Origin of the sequence: Streptomyces sp. NPDC048473 (assembly GCF_043200155.1) — a bacterium.
In the GTDB taxonomy this organism is placed as follows: domain Bacteria; phylum Actinomycetota; class Actinomycetes; order Streptomycetales; family Streptomycetaceae; genus Streptomyces.
Genome location: NZ_JBICXE010000001.1, coordinates 216,664 through 239,299 on the forward strand (window position 1 = coordinate 216,664; position 22,636 = coordinate 239,299).

The following is a 22,636-nucleotide window of genomic DNA, read 5'->3' on the forward strand; positions in this document are numbered from 1 at the left end:
GACCAATCACATGCGGGGTCAGCCTCCGCTGAGCTCCATGAGCGCGCCCACCGGGTCGGAGTCCGGGGTGGCGCGGGGCCACCAGTCGTCCTCGCCCGGCTCGGATTCGTAGCCGTACCAACGGCCGTCGTGGCCGAAGCGGAGCTGGAGCGTGCCGCTGGGGTGCGTGAGGTGGTTGCGCCAGGGGTGGAAGCGGGGGAAGTCGGCGGCTGCGAGCGCGGGGCGGGCCCGGTCGAAGGGGCCGGCCGGAGGATCCCAGGGTGTTTCGAGAACGTCGAGCCCTTCGGCTCCGCCCTGGCGCCAGGCCGCGACGGCTCGGGCCAGGTCGGTGGTGGTGCGGCCGGTGGCGTACGCCAGGTCGCGGTAGAGGGCGCGGGTGGTTGCGGTGAGTCCGGCGGTGGGCCGGGATGCGGCCAGCCGTACCGCGTCCTGCCAGGGGGTGAGGCCGGCGAGCGGGTCGAGGCCGGTGGTGAGGAGCGTGTGCGCACGGGCCGCCGCATCCGTGGCGAGGTGGTCGAGGGCGAGCGGGTCACGGGCGCCGGGCAGGCTCGGGTACGAGGGTGGCTGCCCGGGATGCGGCAGGACCGGGAGCGGGGCGGGGAGCGGCGGGAGGTAGCGGTCGGCGAGGGCCTCGCGGGCCGGCACGGAGGGGGTGGCCGGGGTCGTGGGGCGTTCCCGGGCGGAGTGTGCGGCGTTGCGGCGGCCCAGCTCTTCGAGGATTTCGCGCTCGCCCCGGCCGCGCAGCAGCAGCAGGACGAACGGGTCGGCGTCCAGCAGCCGGGCCATCTGGTAGCAGAGGGCAGCCACATGCTTGCAGGGCCAGCCGTGGTCGGGGCAGGAGCAGCCGGGGTCGAGGTCGCCCGCGGCGGGCAGCAGTCCGATACCGGCCTCGGCCCCCGTGTCGACCAGCGAGTGCGGCATCTCCTTGGTGAGCAGCGCGGCGAGGTGACCGGGGCGGGCGGCGACCGCGTCCAGGAACGTGTCCCAGTCGGCGTCGGTGAGCGACCGCAGACGCAGTTCGGCGCGGTAGGGGCGGGGGCGGCTGCCGTGGACGTAGGCGACGACCCGTCCGGGGGTGACGGTGATCGCGGCGACCTTGCCGCTGTCCGCGTACGTCCGGCCGCGGGAGAGCCGTCCCTCGTCCATCGACAGGGACTCCAGGGCGTCCACCCAGGCGCGGCCCCACCAGCTGTCCGCGAAGGGTTCGTCGCCGTCGGAGGTGCGGGGCGGCACGGCCTCGAAGGTGCGCCGCAGATCATCCGGGCCGGGGCGTGAGCGTGCGACGGGACGGGGCTCGGGACGGGCGTACGAATGGGGCTGGGGGCGGGGGCTCATGACGGCCTCCGGAGCGAGACGAGATCGGCCAGGTCACGGTCGCTGAGCTCGGTCAGCGCGGTCTCGCCGGCGCCGAGGACCGTGTCGGCCAGGACCCGCTTGGCCCGCAGCAGCTCGGCGATCCGGTCCTCGACCGTGCCTTCCGCGATCAGCCGGTGGACCTGCACGGGTTGCGTCTGACCGATGCGGTACGCCCGGTCCGTGGCCTGTTCCTCGACGGCCGGGTTCCACCAGCGGTCGTAGTGGATGACGTGGGCGGCCCTGGTGAGGTTCAGTCCGGTGCCCGCAGCCTTGAGGGAGAGCAGGAAGACCGGGACCTCGCCGGACTGGAAGCGGTCCACCATCCGTTCCCGCTCGGCCACCGGCGTACCGCCGTGCAGGAGTTGAGAGGGGATGGCGCGCGAGGCGAGGTGGGCGGAGAGGAGCCTGGCCATCGTCACGTACTGGGTGAAGATGAGGACGGAGCCGTCCTCGGCGAGGATCGTGTCGAGCAGCTCGTCGAGCAGGGCGAGCTTTCCCGAACGGCCGACGAGGCGGGTCGGCTCCTCCTTCAGATACTGCGCGGGGTGGTTGCAGATCTGCTTGAGCGAGGCCAGCAGCTTCATGATCAGACCGCGGCGGGCGATGCCTTCCGAGGCTTCGATGAACGCCATCGTCTCGCGGACCGCCGCCTCGTAGAGCGTGGCCTGCTCGCGGGTGAGGAAGACGGGGTGGTCGGTCTCCGTCTTGGGCGGCAGCTCGGGGGCGATGCCCGGGTCGGACTTCTTCCGGCGCAGGAGAAAGGGCCGGACCAGCCGGGAAAGCCGTTCGACCGCTTCGTCGTTGGCGAGCCCGGCAGCCGTCCCGGTGTTCTCGACGATACGGGCGTGCCGGGCCCGGAACGCCTTGAGGGGGCCGAGCAGTCCGGGTGTGGTCCAGTCGAGCAGGGCCCACAGCTCGGAGAGGTTGTTCTCCACGGGGGTGCCGGTGAGGGCGACTCTGGCCGGGGCCGGGATGGTGCGCAGCGCCTTCGCCGTGGAGGAGTGCGGGTTCTTCACGTGCTGGGCCTCGTCGGCGACGATCAGTCCCCAGCTGTGGCCGGCGAGTTGCGCCGCGTTCGAACGCATCGTGCCGTACGTGGTGAGGACGAAGCCGCCGTCGGGTTCGGCGAGTGTGCGGTCTGTGCCGTGGAAGCGGCGCACGGGGACACCGGGAGCGAAGCGGTTGATCTCCCGGTGCCAGTTGCCCAGAAGGGAGGCGGGGCAGATCACCAGGGTGGGCGCTGGGTGGGCGCGGTGCAGATGGAGAGCGATGAGGGTGATCGTCTTGCCCAGGCCCATGTCGTCGGCGAGGCAGCCGCCGAGGCCGAGTGAGGTCATCCGGTCCAGCCAGGCCAGGCCGCGCAGTTGGTAGTCGCGGAGCGTGGCGTCCAGCCCGGGCGGCGGGGCGATGGTGGTGTCGTCGGCGGTGATGCGGGTACGGAGTGCGGCCAGCGCTCCGACGGGCACCGCTTCGACCTGTTCGCCGTCGACCTCGGCGCTGCCGGTCAGGGCGACGGCGAGGGCGTCGACCGGATCGAGCAGGCCGAGCTCCCGCTTGCGCGCCTTGCGTACCAGCGCGGGGTCGACGACGACCCACTGGTCCCGCAGGCGCACCACCGGCCGGTGGGCCTCCGCAAGAACGTCCATCTCCGCCTCGGTGAGCTGCTCGTCGCCCAGCGACAACTGCCAGTTGAAGGAGAAGAGCTGCTCGGCGTCGAAGAACGAGGTGCCGTCGGTGGCCGAGCCGGGGGCGGGCCGTACGACGGCGGCGGCGGTGAGGGAACGGGCGAGCTCCCTGGGCCAGTGGACGCTCACCCCGGCTGCCGCGAGCCGGGCTCCGGCGTCGCTCAGCAGCTCGTACAGCTCGTCCTCTTCGAGTGCGAGCACATCGGGCACCGGCTGGTCCAGCAACCGCTCCAGCGGTGCCCAGAGGCGGGCGGCGCGGCGCAGTGCGAGCACGGCGTCGATCCTGGCCCGCGGGCCGAACGGCTCCCCCACCCCGCCGTGCCACAGTGCGGCGGCGTCGACGACATAGGTGGGGTCGGCAAGGCTGTGCACCTGGGTGATGGCCGCGGCGGCGTGCCGCGCGGCACCGGAACGGGCATCCGCGGCCGTACCGGAAGCGCCGTCGGCGTCGTCGGCGGGGCTGTCGTACGTATCGGCCGTGTCGAAGAGTTCGTACGCCGACAGGTCGAGGCGCAGCGACACCCGTACGCCCGCATCGAGACCGGCCGCGGCCTCGACGGCCCAGTCGCGGGCTCCTGGCAGATGCTGGGCCTCACGGGCCGCGAAGGGCGCACCCATCGCGTACGCCGCGGCGGGTGTACGGGGCAGGGCGTCGGCCACCGCGTCGAGGAACGCCCCGAGCAGCCACTCCGGGTCGGGGACCTGGAGCGGTGTGCGGTCGGGGAGCGGGACCGCGTACCCCTCCACGGGCATGGCGGCGGCGATCGCCCGGAGGTGGGCGATGGCCTCGGCGTCGCGCGGTCCGGCCCGCCAGGCGTCGTGGTCGTCGCCTGTCAGGCCGGGGAGCAGCCTGCCGCGCGCCACCAGGTTGAGCGCCTGGAGTGCGGCGGCGCCCCAGCAGCGGGTGGCGGGGTGGGCGGACTGCTGGTGCCGGGCGCGGGCCAGCAGCGGCAGGGCATCGGTCACGGGCAACAGGACGGCGGGCACCGTACGCCGACGGACGCCGTCCTGCTGCCCGTGTCGGCGGACCACGGTGATCTCTGCGGCGGTCGCACCGGGCGCCCAATTTTCGGGGTCTGCGGAGTCACCCGGCTCCGGGAGAGAGCCGCCATCGGGGTCCCAGAAGGCGACGCGCCCGTCCCTCGGCAGCGATGCGGGCAGGAAGACAGCGGCACAGGTCAGAAGGCGGGCGGCGGACGCGTCCAGCCGGTGTTGTGCCGTGGTCATCGGTCCCCTCCCATCCCGCCCTGATCCTCTTGATCGTCTTGATCCTTATGACTCCTGCGAGTCTAGGCGGGGGGTCTGACAACCGGTCGCGCACCTGCATTCCAGCAGGTCAGATGCGATACAGGTCTTGATACGGGCCTTGAAAACGGGGCGGTTCGGCTCAGTGCCTGGCGAGCGGCTTCGGACGAGGGGACCTAGCAGGCGCGGTGGCCGCAGGAACGGCGGGCGCGGGGGCGGGAGCGGGAGAGGGCGCGGGCTGCTGCGGCCGCGGCTGTGCCTGCGCAGGGCGATGCAACTGTGCGGGGCGCTGTGCCTGCGCGGGACGCTGCGGCTGCGCCTGCGCCTGCGCGGGTTGCTGCGGCGGCTGCACGGCCTGCTGCGGCTGCATCATCTGTTGCTGCACGGGCTGTTGCGCCCGCTCCAGGAAGCGGAGCAGCTCCACCGGGAACGGGAGCACCAGCGTGGAGTTCTTCTCGGCTGCCACCGCAACCACCGTCTGCAGCAGGCGCAGCTGGAGCGCGGCCGGCTGGGTGGACATTTCCTTCGCCGCCTCGGCGAGTTTCTTCGATGCCTGAAGCTCGGCGTCCGCGTTGATGACGCGGGCTCGCCGCTCACGGTCGGCCTCGGCCTGACGGGCCATGGAGCGTTTCATCGTCTCCGGCAGCGAAACGTCCTTGATCTCCACCCGGTCGATCTGCACACCCCACCCGACCGCTGGGCTGTCGATCATCAGTTCAAGGCCCTGATTCAGCTTCTCGCGGTTGGACAGCAGATCATCCAGATCGCTCTTGCCGATGATCGACCGCAGTGAGGTCTGTGCCATCTGCGACACCGCGAACCGGTAGTCCTCCACCTGGATCACGGCACTCGCCGCATCGACCACCTTGAAGTAGATGACCGCGTCCACCCGCACCGTCACGTTGTCCCGGGTGATTCCGTCCTGCGCGGGCACCGGCATCGTCACGATCTGCATATTGACCTTGCGCAGCCGCTCGATGCCGGGGAGCACCATGGTGAATCCGGGCCCTCGCACGTCGTCACGGAGCCTGCCGAGCCTCAGTACGACGCCCCGCTCGTACTGCTTGACGACCTTGGCCGCCGCCGCCATGTACAGCGCACCCGCCGAGGCCGCCCCCACTATCGCGATTACGAGCTCCTGGACCATGACAGCCCCCTGAACGCCGGAAACATCTGAGACACAGAAATCAGCGACACAGAAATCAGTCGCTATTACCACGGTATGCCCAATATCAACCGATATGAACATCGATCGGAGTCAACCCGGCACGACTGTCGCCCGGCCGGCCGCGCACCGGATGCCGAGCCGCCGGGGAGCAGGCAGGGTGACCAGCGTCAGCACGTTCTCCGTGGCGCATGCGGTGCTGTGGCGTACGCCGTGCTGACGGATGAGCCGGACGAGACAGACGAGGACCCGCCCATGCCCGTGATCGATCACCGGCGCCGCCGTCTCGGCATCGCAGCCGGGACCGCGCTCCTGACCCTCACCGTCGCAGGCTGTTCCGGCCTCGGCCGGTCCGCGGTCGGGCCGATCACCTACACGACCGAGCGGGACGCCGTGATCATGGTGAACAGCCCTTCGGTGAGGGGCTGCCACCGGCTCGCTCCCGCGGGTGCCAAGGAAGTGAGAAATGGCACCCTGATCGACATCATCCTGTACCGCACGCCCAACTGCACCGGTCCGGGTACGACGTACCTCGCGACCACGTTCAGCGACGTCAACGGGGCCAGCGCCCTCCCGTGGCGCAGCTTCAGCACGGTCCACTGACCCGTCGCACGCAGCGCAGGGAGCCGCTGGCGCCCGGTGCCGAAGTTGATGGAGCCGATCTCGGCGGCCTGGATCACCGGGCCGCCGATGCCGGGCGTCCCGCTGATCGTGTTGTGCACGTCGCCCGCGCGCCTGCCGTCACCCGCCGGCGCCGGCTCGGCGAGGACGAGAACCGCTCCACGGCCGCTATGCACGCCTGCGGACGAGCGCGACCAGATCCGCCGTACGGCCCCGACGCTCCCGGGCGATCAGGACGAGCAGCACGATGAGCAGCGCCGGCATGATCGCGTTCACCCGGTCGAGCAGCGTCAGTTGGACGATGGAGGCGCCGGCCATCAGTCCGCAGAAGGCCATGGCCGCCACTCCTGCCAGGAACGGGATCAGCAGGGCAATCGCCCCCGCCATCTCCAGCCCTCCGATGGTGTACATCGCGGCCTCGTTCCAGCCCATCCGGTCGAAGGACTCGATCGCCGTCTCATGGGCGATCAGCTTGGCGAACGCGCTGAACCCGAAGAACAGGGCAAGAACGACCCGTGCGGCGGTCAGTGCAACGGCCCCGCGGCTACGACCGCCGGCTCGGGTGCCAGAAGAGGTGGCAAGGGCGGCAGCGGGGGCGCTCCGGACCGGTGTGGACTCGGACATCTGGGTCTCCTCGGGAAAGCCTCGCACGGTGTTGCCTACGAAGAGGTAGACCCGTCCGCGGTCCGGAACTCATCGCTTCCCGGACCGCGGATCCGCTGCGCCCCGAGGAGCTACTTCGGCAGGGCCCGCACCCAGATCCCGTCATCCGTGAGATACCGGTCGACGGTCAGCCCCGCCGCCTCCAGGTACCCCTCGAACTGCTCCTTCGACAGCTCCCGCGACAGGAATGTCTGGGTCCATCGCGCATCGTCGAAGAGGTACTCGGCATGCACCGAGTCCACCCCGTCCCCCACGGGCTCGGCCGAGACGATCCGTACGGTGTAGCCGCCCGGATCGACCCGTTCCCGCGGCAGGTTGGTGTGGTAGTCGGGGCCCTCGCGCTGGATGAGTACGACCCCGCCGTCCTTGACGTGGCTCCGGCAGACCCGCAGCATCCCGTCACGCACCCGGTGCTCGCTCGTGTGCACCAGGAACGACGCCAGCATCACCACGTCGAACGTCTCGTCACCGAGGTCCAGCGACTCGATGGGGCTCTGTACGGTGCGGGCGTCGCGGATGTGCTCCAGCATCTGTGCCGACTCGTCCACGGCGGTGACGTCGAAGCCTCGCTCGATCAGCGGACGGGTCACCCGGCCCGCCCCGCAGCCCAGTTCCAGAATGCTTGCCCCGGCGGGTACGGCCGCCGCGATCACCTCCGGTTCATCGCCGACGGACAGCCGTCTGTACAGCTCGACCGCACAGCCGTCCGGCGTGATCGCGCCGGGGCCCGTCCCTGAATATCCCTCACGCACCAGTTGTCCGCTCATGTACAGCCGAACGAACGGTCGTTGACGGTCGTTCCTGCCACGCAGTCTTCCCGTCGCACCGAGCAACGGGCGACCAGGGCGGCGGTGACACTGACAGGTCGTCGGCGCGCAACGTACGGGCCGACCCGTCAGTGCACCGGGTAGCGGTCGGCCGGCCACACGACCGCGTGCTCGAACTCGACACACAGATCGTCGGCCACCTCGGTGATCACCGCTCGTCCTTCGGTTGCCACCAGCCAGGACGGCGGAAGGTGTACGTCCCCGTGGCGCGCGCCGAGCAGATTGCCGCAGACCGCACCGGTGGAGTCGCTGTCGCCCGAGTGGTTGACCGAGAGCAGCAGCGACTGGGCCACCTGATCGGCGCCCGGCAGCACCAGGGCGCAGTACACGGCGATGGCGAGGGCCTCCTCGGCGACCCAGCCCGCGCCCAGCGTCTCCACCTTCTCGGCGGTCGGTTCGCCCTCGGCGGCCAGGTCGACGGCCGCGCGCAGCGCCGCCGTCGTCTCCTCGTGCCCCGGGTGGCGGCCCAGCAGCTCCATGGCCCGCAGCACCGCGCCCGCCATCGAGTCGCCCTCCAGGAGATGGGCGATGATCGCGGCAAACGCCCCGGCCGCGTACGCACCGGTCGGGTGGCCGTGGGTGATCTGCGCGCACCAGTAGGCGAGCTGGAAGCCCACCTGGGCGTCCTCCCCCGCCAGTCCGAAGGGGGCGGACCGCATCACCGTGCCGCACCCCTTGGACCCGGTGTTGACGGGCCCTGGCTCACCGAGCCGCCCCGTCGGTTCGGGAACATGGCCGGTCGCGAGCCCCGACAGACAGGCATTGCCGGGGGCCCGGCGCGCGTACAGCCAGAGTTGCTGCCTGAGCCAGCCGGTCCGTACCGGGTTCTCGGCTCCGCCGGCCGGCGCAGCAGGGTGGTTCTGGGTGTCCAGCCAGCGCAGATAGGCGTTCCGCACGATCCCGATCTCGGCGCCGCCGATACCCTTCGACATCGCCCGGGAATGGGCCCTGATCAGCCCTTCGGCCGTGAACAGGGTCATCTGCGTATCGTCCGTGACACGCCCGACGACCCCCTCCTCGTCCGCGAGAAGTCCCTGCACACCGTGTTCACCGTGCGCGCGGCGGATACCGGCGAGCGAAAGGAACTCCACCGGGTTCCCCAGGGCGTCCCCGATCGCCCCGCCCAGCAGACAGCCCCGGGCCCTCGCCCTGCGGCCGATACGGTCCCCCCACGATGTGCCGTTCACGCACGATCCCCTCAATCCGACGTCGACATGTCCCAAATCGCCGTCGCGGGTCCATCCTGGTAGGAGAGGCGATCGCCATGCGTACCGGTAACGAACCGACGACAGCCCGCAGTCCTCTCCGACTGCGGCTCTGCCTGAGTCTATGGGGGCTGGCCTGGGCCGTCTTCGGCCTGACGGCCTTCACTCTGACCGACCGCCCGGGCTGGGCGGCGGCCTGCGGCCTGCTGCTCCTGCTGGTTCTCGTGGACATCGCGGTGATCGTGCACCACATCCACCAGGGCCCGCACTACCAGCCGGGCCGCAATATCCCGCCGTACGAACCCGACCATGGCGGACGCCGCAGGTACGGGCACTGAGTCCGTACGGAGTGGCCAGTCTTCCGTAGCGGTCAGTCCTCTGTAGGTAGCGGTCAGTCCTCCGTACGGAGCGGTCAGTCCTCCACGCGGAAGCGGGCCGCCTTCAGATACTCCGGGTTCGGATCCAGTGCGGCGGCCAGCCGGAAGTGGCGGGCGGCCCGGTCGGAGCGGCCGGAGCGCTCGAAGGTGCGGGCGAGCGCGAAGTGCGCGAAGGCGTTGTCCGGTTCGCGCTCCAGGACGAGTTCGAATTCGAGCTCGGCAGGGCGCAGTTGGGCGGCGGCGAAGAAGGCACGGGCCCGCAGCAGCCGGGCGGCCGTGTTCTCCGGATGGGACGCGATCACCGAGTCCAGGAGCTTGACCGCGCCCCGGGGGTCGCGCGCCGCCAGCAGGTGTTCGGCCGCGCGGAAGTCGATGACGTCGGTTTCCGGGGTCCTCTCGGGCACGATCGCATCCTTCCCTTCGCTACCGGGTTCTCAACATCCGGCCGGTGTCCGGTATTCCGATCCGGAAATCAGCCGGCCGCGGCCCGCTGGGTCAGCTCCGACCAGACCTTGCGGACCTGTGGCTCCAACTCCTCCAGCGGCCCGTCGTTGTCGACGATCAGATCGGCCACGGCACGCCGCTGCTCCCGGGTGGCCTGCGCGGCCATCCGGGCGCGGGCCTCGGACTCGGTCATGCCGCGCAGCCGTACGAGCCGGTCGATCTGGGTCTCGGGACTGGCGTCCACGACGACGACCAGGTCGTAGAGCGGGGCGAGGCCGTTCTCGGTGAGGAGGGGGACGTCGTGGACGACGACCGGGTCGGGGCCCGCGGCCCGCTCCAGCTCGGCGGAGCGGGCGCCGACCAGCGGGTGAACGATCGCGTTGAGGGTGGCGAGCCGGTCGGCGTCGGAGAAGACGATCGAGCCGAGCTTCGGCCGGTCCAGGGTGCCGTCGGCGGTGAGGATGCCGGCACCGAACGCGTCGACGACGGCCGCGAGCCCGGGGGTCCCCGGCTCGACGACCTCCCGGGCGATCCGGTCCGCGTCGATCAGCACGGCTCCGTATCCGACGAGGAGCCGTGACACTTCACTCTTGCCGGCGCCGATCCCACCGGTCAGGCCCACTTTCAGCATGCCGGGCAGCCTAGTACGAGGGGTGACCGGGGCGGCCGGTCAGGCGTCCCCCTCGCGCTCCGCGAGGAACCGCTCGAATTCGAGGCCGATCTCATCGGCGGACGGCAGGTCGACCGGCTCGGCCACCAGATTGCCCCGGGTCTCGGAGCCCGCGACCGCGTCGTACTGGTGCTCAAGGCCTTCCACGAGCGAGACGAGCTCCTCGTCGCCCTGGTCGATCTGCCGGTCGATCTCCGTCTGGGTGCGGTGGGCCTCGGTACGCAGCGTATGGGCGACGGTCGGCAGGACCAGACCGGTCGCGGCCGTGATCGACTCCAGGGCGGTGAGCGCCGCGTCCGGGTAGGCGGAGCGGGCGACGTAGTGCGGCACATGGGCGGCGACGCCGAGGACGTCGTGCCCGGCCTCCATCAGCCGGTACTCCACCAGGGCCTCGGCCGAGCCGGGTACCTGCGCCTCGTCGAACGGGCTGCGGTGGCCGGGCATGAGGTCCGTGCGGTTGCCGTGCGGGGTGATGCCGACGGGGCGGGTGTGCGGGACGCCCATCGGGATGCCGTGGAAATTCACCGCGAGGCGGACGCCCAGGCGCTCGACGATCTGCTCGACGGCGGCGGCGAAGCGCTCCCACTCCACATCCGGCTCGGGCCCGGACAGCAGCAGGAAGGGTGCTCCGGTGGCGTCCTGGACCACCCGTACGTCAATCGTCGGGGTCTCGTAGGACGCCCAGCGGTCGCGCCGGAAGGTCAGCAGCGGGCGCCGTGCGCGGTAGTCGACGAGCCGGTCGTGGTCGAAGCTGGCGACGACCTGGTGCGGCAGCGTTTCGAGCAGGCCGTCGACGATCTGCTCACCGGTCTCACCCGCGTCGATGTATCCGTCGAAGTGGTAGAGCATGACCAGGCCGGCCGACTCCTGGGCGAGCGCCATGTCGACGACGGCCAGTCCCTTCGGCTCCCATTCGTACAAACTCTGCGGTTCAGGCACGGTTACCGCTCCTCCTCGTGTTCTTGGAGAAGAACGCCCGGCGGGGCACGGGCATTCCCGGACCGTGCCCCTTCACTCGGCGGTTCATGCCAGAACCTATGCGAGAACGCGGGTGTGCAGCGCCGTCACCGCCTTCCGTGCGGAAGTGAACGCGCCGTGCTGCCAGGCGTCCGCGTAGCTCAGGTAGTCACCGGCGAAGTAGACGCGTCCGGCGGCCTGGTTGAGCGGTGCGAAGGCCGGCGCGTCGGGGCCTCCCGACAGGGAGTGCCAGGAGGCCTCCAGGTACGGGGTCTGCCGCCAGTGGTGGGAGAACGACGTGGCGAGTTCCGTACGGTACTTGTCACCGTGGATCTTCACGCCCTGGGCGATGGCCCTCGCCTCCCTCTCGCGCGGGGCGAGAGCGGCGTACGCGTCGGCGTTGGAGCCGGTGTTGTAGTACCCGATGATGGTGCCGCGCTCGCCCTGGTGTCCGTAGGACGGGTACCAGATGTGCGACAGGTCCATGTCCGTCTCCGTGATGCCGCCGTAGATCCGGTGGTCGCTCTCCCACCAGCGGCTCTTGTACTCCAGCCCGATCTTGCCGGCCGAGGACGGCTTGCAGGCCTCCAGGGCGCTCTGGACGGCCGGGCCGAGGTTGTGGGAGGTCTTGGCCAGAATATTGGGCGGCAGTGCGGCGATGCAGTAGTCCGCTTCGATGCTGCGGGTACGGCCCGACTGGGTGTAGGTGACGGTGACGCCGTGGGCCGTGTCGGAGATCTCGGTGACGGCTGCGCCGGTGCGGATCCTGTGCTCGCCTATCGCCCGGGTGAGCGCGGCGGGTATCCGGTCCATGCCGCCGACCGGCTGGAACATCAACATCGCCTGGTCGTACTCGAACTCGAAGGAGAAGTAACGTCCGACGCCACTGGCGAAGACCTCGGAAGCGGAGGGTACGGAGCCGAGCTCCTCACCGGGGGTGCCGGCGGCCGCGGGGTCGATGCGGTAGCCGCGCCGGGGACTGCCGGTGTAGGCGAGGGAGTCACCGATGTCACCGAAGTCCTTGAGGAACTCCAGGAGTCGCTCCTGGTCCTCCGCGGTGATCTGCCGGTCGAGTGCCCCCATGTCGTTGGCCTTGGAGAGGAGTTCGGCGACATAGCCGTACACGTCGGCCTTGGCGGTGCGGTAGCGCACCGGGGCCTTCATACCGGCCTTCTCGTTGAAGATATAGGCGTTGGCGTTCACGTTGGTGAACACCTCGATAGGGACGCCGAGTTCGCGGCAGTAGTCGAGGGTGACCATCCACTGCGGAATCCGGCCAGGTCCGGCGTTCATGTACTGACCGTCGCTGAACCGGGCGGTCTGGCGGTTGCCGTAGATGTCGGTGGTGGAGTCCCCGCCGCGTACGGTGAAGTTGCGGCCGCCGGTGCGGCTCCGCGCCTCCAGGACCGTACAGTCGTACCCCGCCTTGCCCAGTTCGTACGCGGCGGCGAGTCCGGCGATTCCGCCGCCGACGATCACGACCTTCGCCGCGGCCTTCCCCTTCAGCGTGAAGTCGCCCTCACTGGGCGCGTGAAAGGCGGGTTCGCGGCTTGCTGCCTGGGCTGTGGGGGCGAAGCCGAGAGCCCCCATGGTCGCGAACATCGCGCCCGCGCCACCCGTGATCCCTACGTTGCGCAGAAACGTGCGACGGCTCGCGCCCGGCACCACGGGCGAGTTGTGCGAAGTGTGTGTCATGTCCCGGCTCCCCTTCGAATCTTGAGCTTGCCGGGATCCTGGCAAGGTCGTGTTACGGGCCGTCAGTGACTCGTGTATCCCACAGGTTTCTCTCTGTTCACCCCGTCAACCGCCGCTACGATCAATGGTCCAGACCTTGACATGGCCACACCTCATCCCTACCGTCACTGGGCAGTAAGTTCAGAGACTCGCCCCATGTTCATGTATGAGAACCTCTCCAACTCCTTCGACGGGAAGGCACCCCCATGCGCACCCGCACGCTGCTCCCCGCCCTGCTGGCCACCGCGCTCGCCACCGGCGGCTTCGCCATCGCCTCCGCCACCGGCGCGGACGCGGCGACGGTCATCGACGTGAGCACCGCCGCCCAGCTCAAGGCCGCCCTCACCGCCGCGGCCCCCGGCGACACGATCCACCTCGCCGACGGCACGTACACCGGAAACTTCAAGGCGACCGTCCCCGGCACCGCCTCCGCCCGGATCACCCTCACCGGCTCCGCCGAGGCGGTCCTCACGGCCGACGGCGGCTACGGGCTGTACCTCAACGGCGCCTCCTACTGGACCGTCCAGGGCATCACCGTCACCGGCGGCCAGAAGGGCATCATGGCCGACACCGCCACCGGGGTCGTGATCGATTCGGTGACCGTGCACGATCTGGACATGGAGGGCGTCCACTTCCGCAAGTCCAGCAAGAACGGCGTCATCAAGAACTCACGGATCTACGACACCGGGCACGACGGCCGCGGCATGGGCGAGGGCGTCTACGTCGGCACGGCGGGCGATCTCTCCGACCGGAGTGATCAGGTCCAGATCCTGAACAACACGATCGGACCGGGGGTCGGCGGCGAGAACGTCGACATCAAGGAAGGCACGACCGGGGCGCAGATCATCGGCAACACCTTCGACGGCAGCGGGCTGACCGGCGCCAACTACGACGACTCCTGGGTCGACGTGAAGGGCAACGACGTCCTGGTCGAGGACAACAGGGGCTCCCGTACGACCAACAACGGCTATGAGACCCACACCCAGCAGAGCGGCTGGGGCTGCGGCACCGTCTTCCGCAACAACACCTCGGACCTGACCGGCTCCACCGGCGACAAACAGATCGCGTTCAACGTGACCAACTACAGCGCGAGCTGTCCGGCCACCGTCTACAGCAGCAACACGGTGACCGGCGGCAAGGGTCTGACCAACATCACCGTCACGCCGTAACCGCGCCGCAGATACGAGTGAGGCCCGCTCCCCGAAGGGAGCGGGCCTCACTTTCAGCTACTGCAGCCGATCACCGGCCGGAGGGGCAGAGCGTCAGCTCTGGCCGCCCGCCAGCTTCTCGCGCAGGGCAGCCAGGGCCTCGTCCGACGCCAGGGCGCCGGAGTTGTCCGCGGACTCCGAGGAGTACGAGCCGCCACCGCTGCCACCGGAGGCAGCCGGGGCGCCACCGGCCGGGGCGGCAGCGCCCTCGGCAGCAGCGGCCTCGTCGGCCTCGCGGGACTTGATGACCTGGGCCTGGTGCTGCTCGAAGCGCTGCTGCGCCTCGGCGTACTGCGTCTCCCACACCTCGCGCTGGCTCTCGTAGCCCTCGAGCCAGTCGTTGGTCTCGGGGTCGAAGCCCTCGGGGTAGATGTAGTTGCCCTGGTCGTCGTAGGACGCGGCCATGCCGTACAGGGTCGGGTCGAACTCGACCGAGGCCGGGTCGGCACCGAAGGACTCGTTGGCCTGCTTCAGCGAGAGGCTGATGCGGCGGCGCTCGAGGTCGATGTCGATGACCTTGACGAAGATCTCGTCGTTGACCTGGACGACCTGCTCCGGGATCTCCACGTGGCGCTCGGCCAGCTCGGAGATGTGGACCAGACCCTCGATGCCCTCGTCGACGCGCACGAACGCACCGAACGGAACGAGCTTGGTGACCTTACCGGGAACAACCTGCCCGATCTGGTGCGTACGGGCGAACTGCTGCCACGGGTCTTCCTGCGTCGCCTTGAGCGACAGCGAGACGCGCTCGCGGTCCATGTCGACGTCGAGGACCTCGACGGTGACTTCCTGACCGACCTCGACAACCTCGGAGGGGTGGTCGATGTGCTTCCAGGAGAGCTCGGAGACGTGCACGAGACCGTCGACGCCACCGAGGTCCACGAACGCACCGAAGTTGACGATCGAGGAGACGACGCCGGAGCGGACCTGGCCCTTCTGCAGGGTCGTGAGGAAGGTCTGACGGACCTCGCTCTGGGTCTGCTCGAGCCAGGCACGGCGGGACAGGACCACGTTGTTGCGGTTCTTGTCCAGCTCGATGATCTTCGCCTCGAGCTCCTTGCCCACGTAGGGCTGAAGGTCGCGGACACGACGCATCTCGACGAGCGACGCCGGCAGGAAGCCGCGGAGGCCGATGTCGAGGATGAGACCACCCTTGACGACCTCGATGACGGTACCGGTGACGATGCCGTCTTCTTCCTTGATCTTCTCGATGGTGCCCCAGGCACGCTCGTACTGAGCGCGCTTCTTCGAGAGGATCAGGCGGCCTTCCTTGTCCTCCTTCTGGAGGACCAGGGCCTCGATCTCGTCACCGACCTTGACGACCTCGTTCGGGTCGACGTCGTGCTTGATCGAGAGCTCGCGGCTCGGGATGACACCTTCGGTCTTGTAACCGATGTCGAGGAGAACCTCGTCCCGGTCAACCTTGACGATGACACCGTCAACGATGTCGCCGTCGTTGAAGTACTTGATCGTCTCGTCGATCGCCGCGAGGAACGCGTCCGCGTCGCCGATGTCGTTGACCGCAACCTGCGGAGTGGTGGCGGTGGTCTCGGTGCTGCTCGTCATGTGGGAAAGGGCTCCGGTACGGACAGAGAGTCGTAGGTACTGCTACGCCGTGAGCCCCTATCGCCTCTGCAGAAGCCGGACAGCCTGGGAAGCGCCCAACCCGCCGAGCGGGGAAGCGCCTCGTGAACCGAGGGGACATGCAACAGATGCAAGCGCGGCCTGCTACGTCTGAGGCGCGCAGGCTCGCAGCGCAACTTGTAGCATACGGGGGCAGCCGGGCATGGTCAATGCGCGAAGGCGCACACCCGAGGCACAAGGGCCCAAACCCGGCACAATTCATGTTCTCCGAGGCCACATCGTCCTCGGCCGTGTCGCGTGAGTACGGTTCCGTACTCACAGGTCCCCCAGGTCCGTACCGCGTGCGGTGGGGTGAAGGCAAACTACAACGACGGACACGATGAGCCAAGAGATCTACACCGCCGAACCGGAAGCGACCCGCCGCATCGCCGGGGAAGCGGAGAGCAGCCGGGCCAGTCGCGGCTGGTGGGACCGGAACGCCGACGAGTACCAGAGCGACCACGGCGCCTTCCTCGGCGACGACCGTTTCATCTGGGGTCCGGAGGGGCTCGACGAGGCCGAAGCCGGTCTGCTCGGCCCCGCCGAGTCGCTGAAGGGCCTGGCCATCCTGGAGATCGGTGCGGGCGCGGCACAGTGCTCGCGCTGGCTGGCCGCCAAGGGCGCCCGTCCGGTGGCCCTGGACCTCTCGCACCGGCAGCTGCAGCACGCGCTGCGGATCGGCGACGAGGTCCCCCTGGTGGAGGCGGACGCCGGAGTGCTGCCGTTCCGGGACGGCTCCTTCGACCTGGCGTGCTCCGCCTATGGCGCGGTGCCGTTCGTCGCCGATCCCGTGCAGGTGTTCCGCGAGGTGCACCGGGTACTGCGCCCCGGGGGCCGCTGGGTCTTCTCGGTGACGCATCCGGTCCGCTGGGCGTTCCCGGACGAGCCGGGGCCCGAGGGCCTTACGGTCGCGGCCTCGTACTTCGACCGCACCCCCTATGTCGAGCAGGACGAGCAGGGAAACGCCGTGTACGTCGAGCACCACCGGACGCTGGGCGACCGGGTGCGGGACGTGGTGGCCGGCGGATTCCGGCTGGTCGATCTCGTCGAACCGGAGTGGCCCGCCTGGAACAACCAGGAGTGGGGCGGCTGGTCCCCACTGCGCGGGAACCTGATCCCGGGCACGGCGATCTTCGTCTGCGTACGGGACTGAGCGCTCTCGCCGTACGGGACCGGGCGCCGGTCGTACGAGACTGGGGGCGTGATCCGTACCGACGCCCTGGACCAATTGCCCGTACGCACCGCTGTGCCCGCCCTGGAGCGGGCGCTCGACGACCGCGGTGTCGCGGTGCTGTGCGCGCCGCCCGGGACCGGCAAGACGACCCTCGTACCGCTGGTCCTGGCCGGTCTGGTCGGGGGCGGCCCGGCGCGCCGCGTGGTGGTGGCCGAGCCTCGCCGGATCGCGGCGCGGGCGGCGGCGCGGCGGATGGCCTGGCTCCTCGGGGAGCAGACCGGGGGGCGCGTCGGGTTCACCGCCCGCGGCGAGCGGGTGGTGGGGCGCGACACCGTGGTGGAGGTGGTGACCACCGGGGTGCTGCTCCAGCGGCTGCAGCGCGACCAGGAGCTGGCCGGGGTCGATGCGGTGATCATCGACGAGTGCCATGAGCGGCACCTGGACGCGGACACGGTCGCCGCGTTCCTTCTTGATGTGCGGGAGGCGATCCGGCCCGATCTGCGGCTGGTCGCCGCGTCCGCGACGACGGACGCGGAGGGCTGGGCACAGCTGCTGGGCGACGCCCCGGTGGTGGAGGCGCACGGAGTGTCACACCCGGTGGAGGTGGTGTGGGCCCCGCCCGCCCGGCCGGTGAAGCCGCCGCACGGGATGCGGGTCGATCCGGCGCTGCTGACGCATGTCGCATCGACGGTGCGCCGCGCGCTCGCCGAACGGGAGGGCGATGTGCTGTGTTTCCTGCCCGGTGTCGGCGAGATCGGGCGGGTTGCCGGGCAGCTGGCGGGGGTGGCCGCCGAGGTGCTCCAGGTGCACGGGCGGGCTCCGGCGGCGGTGCAGGACGCGGTGCTGGCCGGGTCGTCCGAGGGGCGCCGGGTGGTGCTGGCGACCTCGGTGGCGGAATCCTCGCTGACCGTGCCGGGGGTGCGGATCGTCGTCGACTCGGGCCTGGCCAGGGAACCACGTACGGATCACGCACGCGGGCTGAGCGCGCTGACGACGGTACGGGCGTCGCAGGCGGCGGGGAGGCAGCGGGCGGGCCGGGCCGGGCGTGAGGCGCCGGGGGCGGTGTACCGGTGCTGGGAGCAGGCGGAGGACGGGCGGCTGGCGCGGTTCCCGTCCCCGGAGATCAAGGTCGCGGATCTGGCCGCGTTCGCGTTGCAGGCGGCGTGCTGGGGCGATCCGGACGCGTCGGGGCTGGCGCTGCTCGATCCGCCGCCCGCGGGTGCGATGGGCGCGGCGCGCGAGGTGCTCAGGGCGGTCGGCGCGGTGGATACGGAGGGGCGGGTGACCGACCGGGGCGTACGGATGTCCCGGCTGGGCCTGCATCCGCGGCTGGCACGGGCCCTGCTGGACGGCGCTGCCGAGGTGGGCGGGCGGCGGGCGGCCGAGGTGGTGGCGCTGCTGAGCGAGGAGCCGCCGCGGGAGTACGGGGATGATCTGGCGGCCGCGCTGCGTACCGCCCGGCGGGGCGGCGACGGCTATGCGGCGCGTTGGCGGCAGGAGGTCCGGCGGCTGTCCTCGTCGGTCAAGGATGTGAGTGGGGGTTCCGGTCCGGACGATGCAGCCGTCGGTCTGGTGGCCGCGCTGGCGTTCCCGGAGCGGGTGGCGCGGGCCCGGGGCGAGGGGGTGTTCCTGATGGTGTCCGGTACGGGCGCCGAGCTGCGGGACGGTTCGGGGCTGCGCAGTGCGCCGTGGCTGGCGGTCGCGGTCGCCGACCGGCCCGCGCACGCGGCGTCCGCGCGGGTGCGGCTCGCCGCCGTCATCGACGAGGACACGGCGCGGACGGCCGCCGGACATCTGCGGTTCGCGGGCGAAGAGGTCCGCTGGGCCGGCGGCGATGTGGTGGCCCGCCGGGTGGAGCGGCTGGGTGCGGTCGAGCTGTCGGTGCGCCCGTTGAAGCAGCCGGTGCCCGCCCTGGTGCGCGAGGCGCTGATCGAGGGGCTGCGGCGGGAAGGGCTCGGGCTGCTTCGCTGGACGCGTGAGACCGGGCAGCTGCGGGAGCGGCTCGCCTTTGTGCACCGGACGTTGGGCGCGCCCTGGCCGGATGTGTCGGACGGTGCGCTGCTGGACCGTACCGAAGAGTGGCTGGAGCCCGAGCTGTCACGGGCCCGGCGGCGCTCCGATCTGGCGCGGATCGACGCGGGGCAGGCGTTGCGGCGGCTGCTGCCGTGGGCGACCGGTGAGGCGGCCCGGCTGGACGAGCTGGCGCCGGAGCGGATCGAGGTGCCGAGCGGCTCCCGTATCAGGGTGGAGTACGGCGGGGCGCAGCCCGTACTCGCGGTGAAGCTCCAGGAGCTGTTCGGCCTGCAGGAGACCCCGAGGGTGGCCGGGGTGCCGGTCCTGGTCCATCTCCTCTCCCCCGCCGGCCGTCCCGCGGCGGTCACCGCGGATCTGGCGTCGTTCTGGCGGGACGGCTACCGGGCCGTGCGGGCGGAGCTGCGCGGCCGCTATCCGAAGCATCCGTGGCCACAGGACCCCACGACGGTGGAGGCGACCCGGTTCACGAAGGCGCGGCTCAGGCGGGAGTAGGTTCCGGGTCCGGGGCGGGTGCCGGTGCCCCGTCGGGCAGCTCGCCGTCCGGCCGCCGGGAGCGCGCCTCCAGCCACAGGGCCAGCGCGAGCAGTCCGGCGCCGAGGACGAGGAAGCCCCAGGGCAGGTACGAGGTGAGCAGCAGGACCAGTACGCGCTGGGACTTGACCAGGGCGACGATCGAATCGACGTAGTCCTCACGCATCTTCACATGCCCGGCGAACGCGGTGACGGTGTCCTGGGACATGCCCATCGCCTTGGCGTTGCGCAGCTCCTCCTTGTGGATCTCCTCGCCGTTGACGGGCGCTCCGGTGACCGGGTCGACCCAGAACATGCGCTTGGTGGTGTACCAGCGGGTCATGCCGGTCTTGGCGACCTGCTCCGCGGTGACGCCCTTGATGGGCATCTTCTTCGGCATCGGAACCTTGGTCCAGGGGATGGTCTGCTCGAAGTAGTAGACGTCCATGCCGTGGAAGGTGCGGGTGCCCTTGTAGTGGATGGGCGAGCTCGTACGGGTCTGGGCATCGAAGTACTCGTAGTCGCGCTTCTGGGTGAGGAAGGGCCACTTGAACTCGATGCCCTCGCGCCTGACCGGGTCGCCGTCGACCATTTCGCCGGTGGCGTGGACGGGGGCCTGGCTGTGGGCGTCGAAGATGTAGCGCTCGGGGATCTCGGAGACCATCTTGCCGTTCGGGTCGACGACGTAGCTGAGGCCGTCCCAGACGACGACGTCGCGGCCGGCGCTGCGCTCGATCTTCTCGGACTCCTCCACATTGCCCTTGAGGGTCTGCACGATGGTGACCTTGGGGACCTGCTTCACCTTCATGTTGTCGTTGTAGTCGAGGAGGGTGGCGGGCTTCGCCTCCAGCACCGTCTCCTGGTACTGGCTGGGCGGGATCTTCGCCAGCCTCGGGAAGGCGTACCAGCGCAGCAGTGGCGACATGGCGGCGAAGAAGACGGCGAAGGCCAGGAGTACGAGGCTGGCTCGGCGGCGCATGATGGTGCCCTCCCTCAGCTTCTGTTGCTTCTTCCGGTGGCTAGTTCTTGGGGCCCGGGACGGTGGTCAGCAGGGGCTTGGGCGAGGTCTCTCCGGGCGGGGCGCCGATCGTGGTGATGGTGAAGACGAGCGCGAGGGCTGCGGCCAGCCCGATGGCGGCGGCGACGAGGGCACGCATGCCGGTCCTCCCGGAGAGCACGGATCTGATGGGTCGTCAGGGTTGGGGCACCGTAGCAATGCGGGCGCGAGATGAGAACACGTAGAACAGCCCCTCTGCCGGGTGGTGGCACAGGGGCTGTCGTGACGTGCGGCCGAGCGGGTCAGACGGCGGGGGCCTCCGGGGCCTCGACCGTGAGCTCGATGACGACCGTGGCGCCGCCCTCGGTGGTGAGGCGCAGCTTGTACGTGCCGGCGGCGTCGTCGGCGTAGATCTTCGGGAGCTTCAGGATGCCGTCGGCGTCTGTCTTGAGGTCCGTGAGGGTACGGACCGTCTTGCCGTCCGCGTCCTTGAAGTACGGGCCCTTGTCGTTCTCGGCCGGCTCCGCGGCGTCGGTGATCATGGTTGCGGTGACGGCGACACCGGCGGCGACCGCGTCCTTGTAGGTGGCCTTGACCTCGACGGTGTCGGCGAACTCGGCGCCGGGCGGGGCGGTCAGTGCTGTGTCGCCGGTCCTGGCGATCGCGTCGGCCTGTCGGGCGGTGACGGTCGCGGTGTAGGTGACAGCGGGCAGCGAGCGGCCGGTGGCGATGGCCCGCACCGTGAACTCCCCCGTCGTCTCGCCCGCCTGCAGAACCGGGGCGGTGACCGTGCCGTCGGCTCCGGTGAGGAGAGTGACCGCGTTCTTCCCGCCGTCGAAGGTGGCGTCCGTGTCACCGGCGATGGTGAAGGTCACGGACACCCTGGCGAGCGGGCCGCCGAGCTTGTTCTTGGCCCGCACCTTGACCTGTTCGGCGAACGCGTCGCCCGCGGTGGCGGCGAGCGTGCCGGTGCCGGCGTTCTCCACACCCGAGAGGGTCTGGGACGGCGTGGGCTTGGGGGTGGTGGGCTTCGGACTGGTCGGAGTGCCGCCGCCCGGCTTCGGCGGCTTCGGGCTCGGATGCGGGGTCGGGGACGGCGAGGCGCCGGGAGTGCCGGGGTTCGGGCTCGGGTCCGTACCGCCACCGAGGGCGGGCGGGACCACGCCGGTGCCGTCGGGGATCTCGTGGGTGCCGCGCTTGTAGTAGTCGAACCAGGAGCGGACCGTACGGAGGTAGGCGTCCGAGTGGTTGTAGCTCAGGACCGCCCGGTCGAGATCCGTGGCGGTGGACAGATCGCGGGAGCCGGCGCAGAGATAGTGTCCGGCGGCGAGCGCCGCGTCGTAGATGTTGTTGGGATCCTTGCGGCTGTCTCCGTTGCCGTCCTGGCCCCAAGTCGCCCAGGTGGACGGGATGAACTGCATCGGGCCGACGGCACGGTCGTGCGTCGAATCCCCGTCGTACGCCCCGTTGTCGGTGTCCTTGATCATGGCGAAGCCCCGGCCGTCGAGGACGGGGCCGAGGATCGGGGAGAACGTGGTGCCGTTCGCGTCGACCCTGCCACCGCGGGCCTGGCCGGACTCGACCTTGCCGATCGCGGCGAGCAGCTGCCACGGCAGCCGGCAGGCGGCGTCGCTGCCGGCGAGGGTCTGCTCGGCCTTCTTGTACGCGGCCAGGATCGAAGCCGGTATGCCGGATTCCGCGCTGCCGGTGACGGGCAGATCGGTAGCGGTTCCCGGCTTGTTGGGCGTGTTCAGCGGGGGCAGGTCCGTGTAGTACGGCGAGTTGCCGGTGGCCGCGCTGTCGTCGGGCGAAGGTGTCGCTCCGGCGGACGGCTGATCGCCGCTCTCCGTGACCAGCGTTGCGCCGGGGGCCCCTGAGGCGGAGAGCGCCGCCACGGCGACGGCAGCCACAGCGGTAGTGGTCGCCCCCTTGCGAAGTCGGCGACCGAATTGCGCTGCCATACCTCTGGCCCCTCCCCATCGACGGCTGTCCGCGCTCCCCAGCGCCTGGACTCAGGCGACCCTACGGCAACTTGTGCCGCCGGAACACCGTGCCCTGACTGGTTCTTACCTGTTTTTCACGTTCCGGACAGCAAGTTGTACGGCGGCCGTCGGGCGGGCGACGGCGGCTCGCGCATACTT

The 22,636-nt window shown here is 70.4% G+C and carries 19 protein-coding genes; 5 read left to right on the top strand and 14 right to left on the bottom strand.

Annotated elements, in window-relative coordinates; translation table 11 throughout:
* Positions 1 to 18: 18 nt before the first annotated feature.
* The 3 genes from ACGFU7_RS01065 to ACGFU7_RS01075 form a co-directional block, all read right to left on the bottom strand.
* On the bottom strand, positions 19 to 1,335 hold the full coding sequence (locus ACGFU7_RS01065; protein ID WP_393691017.1) for an SWIM zinc finger family protein: 1,317 nt from the start codon (positions 1,333 to 1,335) through the stop codon (positions 19 to 21).
* Positions 1,332 to 4,268 (bottom strand): DEAD/DEAH box helicase, encoded by a 2,937-nt coding sequence (locus ACGFU7_RS01070; RefSeq protein WP_393691019.1) that lies wholly within the window; start codon positions 4,266 to 4,268, stop codon positions 1,332 to 1,334. The genes ACGFU7_RS01065 and ACGFU7_RS01070 overlap by 4 nt, the downstream gene beginning before the upstream one ends.
* A gap of 160 nt (positions 4,269 to 4,428) precedes the next feature.
* A complete protein-coding gene (locus tag ACGFU7_RS01075) occupies positions 4,429 to 5,433 on the bottom strand; it encodes a slipin family protein (RefSeq protein ID WP_393691021.1) in 1,005 nt (334 codons plus the stop codon).
* Between the two features lie 273 nt (positions 5,434 to 5,706).
* Here ACGFU7_RS01075 and ACGFU7_RS01080 point away from each other — a divergent pair, with 273 nt between their 5' ends.
* Positions 5,707 to 6,054, top strand: coding sequence for a hypothetical protein (locus tag ACGFU7_RS01080; RefSeq protein WP_393691023.1), 348 nt, complete (start codon positions 5,707 to 5,709; stop codon positions 6,052 to 6,054).
* A gap of 186 nt (positions 6,055 to 6,240) precedes the next feature.
* Here ACGFU7_RS01080 and ACGFU7_RS01085 read toward each other — a convergent pair whose 3' ends face one another.
* The 3 genes from ACGFU7_RS01085 to ACGFU7_RS01095 form a co-directional block, all read right to left on the bottom strand.
* Complete coding sequence (locus tag ACGFU7_RS01085) at positions 6,241 to 6,696, bottom strand: DoxX family protein (protein WP_393691025.1); 456 nt, start codon at positions 6,694 to 6,696, stop codon at positions 6,241 to 6,243.
* 110 nt (positions 6,697 to 6,806) lie between these two features.
* The gene (locus ACGFU7_RS01090; RefSeq protein ID WP_393691027.1) at positions 6,807 to 7,502 is read right to left on the bottom strand and encodes a class I SAM-dependent methyltransferase; all 696 of its coding nucleotides are present in this window, start codon (positions 7,500 to 7,502) and stop codon (positions 6,807 to 6,809) included.
* A gap of 128 nt (positions 7,503 to 7,630) precedes the next feature.
* The gene (locus ACGFU7_RS01095; protein WP_393691029.1) at positions 7,631 to 8,749 is read right to left on the bottom strand and encodes an ADP-ribosylglycohydrolase family protein; all 1,119 of its coding nucleotides are present in this window, start codon (positions 8,747 to 8,749) and stop codon (positions 7,631 to 7,633) included.
* Between the two features lie 77 nt (positions 8,750 to 8,826).
* Between ACGFU7_RS01095 and ACGFU7_RS01100 the strand changes: the two genes are divergently transcribed.
* Positions 8,827 to 9,105, top strand: a complete 279-nt coding sequence (locus tag ACGFU7_RS01100; RefSeq protein WP_393691031.1) for a DUF6343 family protein — start codon at positions 8,827 to 8,829, stop codon at positions 9,103 to 9,105.
* Between the two features lie 74 nt (positions 9,106 to 9,179).
* Here ACGFU7_RS01100 and ACGFU7_RS01105 read toward each other — a convergent pair whose 3' ends face one another.
* The 4 genes from ACGFU7_RS01105 to ACGFU7_RS01120 form a co-directional block, all read right to left on the bottom strand.
* On the bottom strand, positions 9,180 to 9,548 hold the full coding sequence (locus ACGFU7_RS01105) for a tetratricopeptide repeat protein (RefSeq protein ID WP_393691033.1): 369 nt from the start codon (positions 9,546 to 9,548) through the stop codon (positions 9,180 to 9,182).
* Between the two features lie 68 nt (positions 9,549 to 9,616).
* The gene (gene coaE, locus ACGFU7_RS01110; RefSeq protein WP_393691035.1) at positions 9,617 to 10,219 is read right to left on the bottom strand and encodes a dephospho-CoA kinase; all 603 of its coding nucleotides are present in this window, start codon (positions 10,217 to 10,219) and stop codon (positions 9,617 to 9,619) included.
* A 39-nt stretch (positions 10,220 to 10,258) separates the two neighbouring features.
* Positions 10,259 to 11,197, bottom strand: a complete 939-nt coding sequence (locus ACGFU7_RS01115) for a PAC2 family protein (RefSeq protein WP_393691037.1) — start codon at positions 11,195 to 11,197, stop codon at positions 10,259 to 10,261.
* Positions 11,198 to 11,293: 96 nt separating this feature from the next.
* On the bottom strand, positions 11,294 to 12,817 hold the full coding sequence (locus ACGFU7_RS01120; protein WP_393691811.1) for a flavin monoamine oxidase family protein: 1,524 nt from the start codon (positions 12,815 to 12,817) through the stop codon (positions 11,294 to 11,296).
* Between the two features lie 338 nt (positions 12,818 to 13,155).
* Between ACGFU7_RS01120 and ACGFU7_RS01125 the strand changes: the two genes are divergently transcribed.
* Complete coding sequence (locus ACGFU7_RS01125) at positions 13,156 to 14,118, top strand: right-handed parallel beta-helix repeat-containing protein (protein ID WP_393691039.1); 963 nt, start codon at positions 13,156 to 13,158, stop codon at positions 14,116 to 14,118.
* Positions 14,119 to 14,211: 93 nt separating this feature from the next.
* Here the strand turns inward: ACGFU7_RS01125 and rpsA are convergent, their stop codons facing one another.
* Positions 14,212 to 15,723, bottom strand: a complete 1,512-nt coding sequence (rpsA, locus tag ACGFU7_RS01130; RefSeq protein WP_393691041.1) for a 30S ribosomal protein S1 — start codon at positions 15,721 to 15,723, stop codon at positions 14,212 to 14,214.
* Between the two features lie 397 nt (positions 15,724 to 16,120).
* On the opposite strand from rpsA, the gene ACGFU7_RS01135 reads away from it, so the two are divergent.
* A complete protein-coding gene (locus ACGFU7_RS01135) occupies positions 16,121 to 16,933 on the top strand; it encodes a class I SAM-dependent methyltransferase (protein ID WP_393691043.1) in 813 nt (270 codons plus the stop codon).
* A 48-nt stretch (positions 16,934 to 16,981) separates the two neighbouring features.
* The gene (gene hrpB, locus ACGFU7_RS01140) at positions 16,982 to 19,480 is read left to right on the top strand and encodes an ATP-dependent helicase HrpB (RefSeq protein WP_393691045.1); all 2,499 of its coding nucleotides are present in this window, start codon (positions 16,982 to 16,984) and stop codon (positions 19,478 to 19,480) included.
* Here the strand turns inward: hrpB and ACGFU7_RS01145 are convergent.
* The 3 genes from ACGFU7_RS01145 to ACGFU7_RS01155 form a co-directional block, all read right to left on the bottom strand.
* A complete protein-coding gene (locus tag ACGFU7_RS01145) occupies positions 19,467 to 20,477 on the bottom strand; it encodes a DUF3068 domain-containing protein (protein WP_393691047.1) in 1,011 nt (336 codons plus the stop codon). The genes hrpB and ACGFU7_RS01145 overlap by 14 nt on opposite strands.
* Before the next feature lie 40 nt (positions 20,478 to 20,517).
* Positions 20,518 to 20,655: an SPW_0924 family protein gene (locus tag ACGFU7_RS01150; RefSeq protein WP_107451335.1), complete on the bottom strand. Its 138-nt coding sequence runs from the start codon at positions 20,653 to 20,655 to the stop codon at positions 20,518 to 20,520.
* A 142-nt stretch (positions 20,656 to 20,797) separates the two neighbouring features.
* Positions 20,798 to 22,456, bottom strand: coding sequence for a lytic transglycosylase domain-containing protein (locus tag ACGFU7_RS01155; RefSeq protein ID WP_393691049.1), 1,659 nt, complete (start codon positions 22,454 to 22,456; stop codon positions 20,798 to 20,800).
* Positions 22,457 to 22,636: the final 180 nt, after the last annotated feature.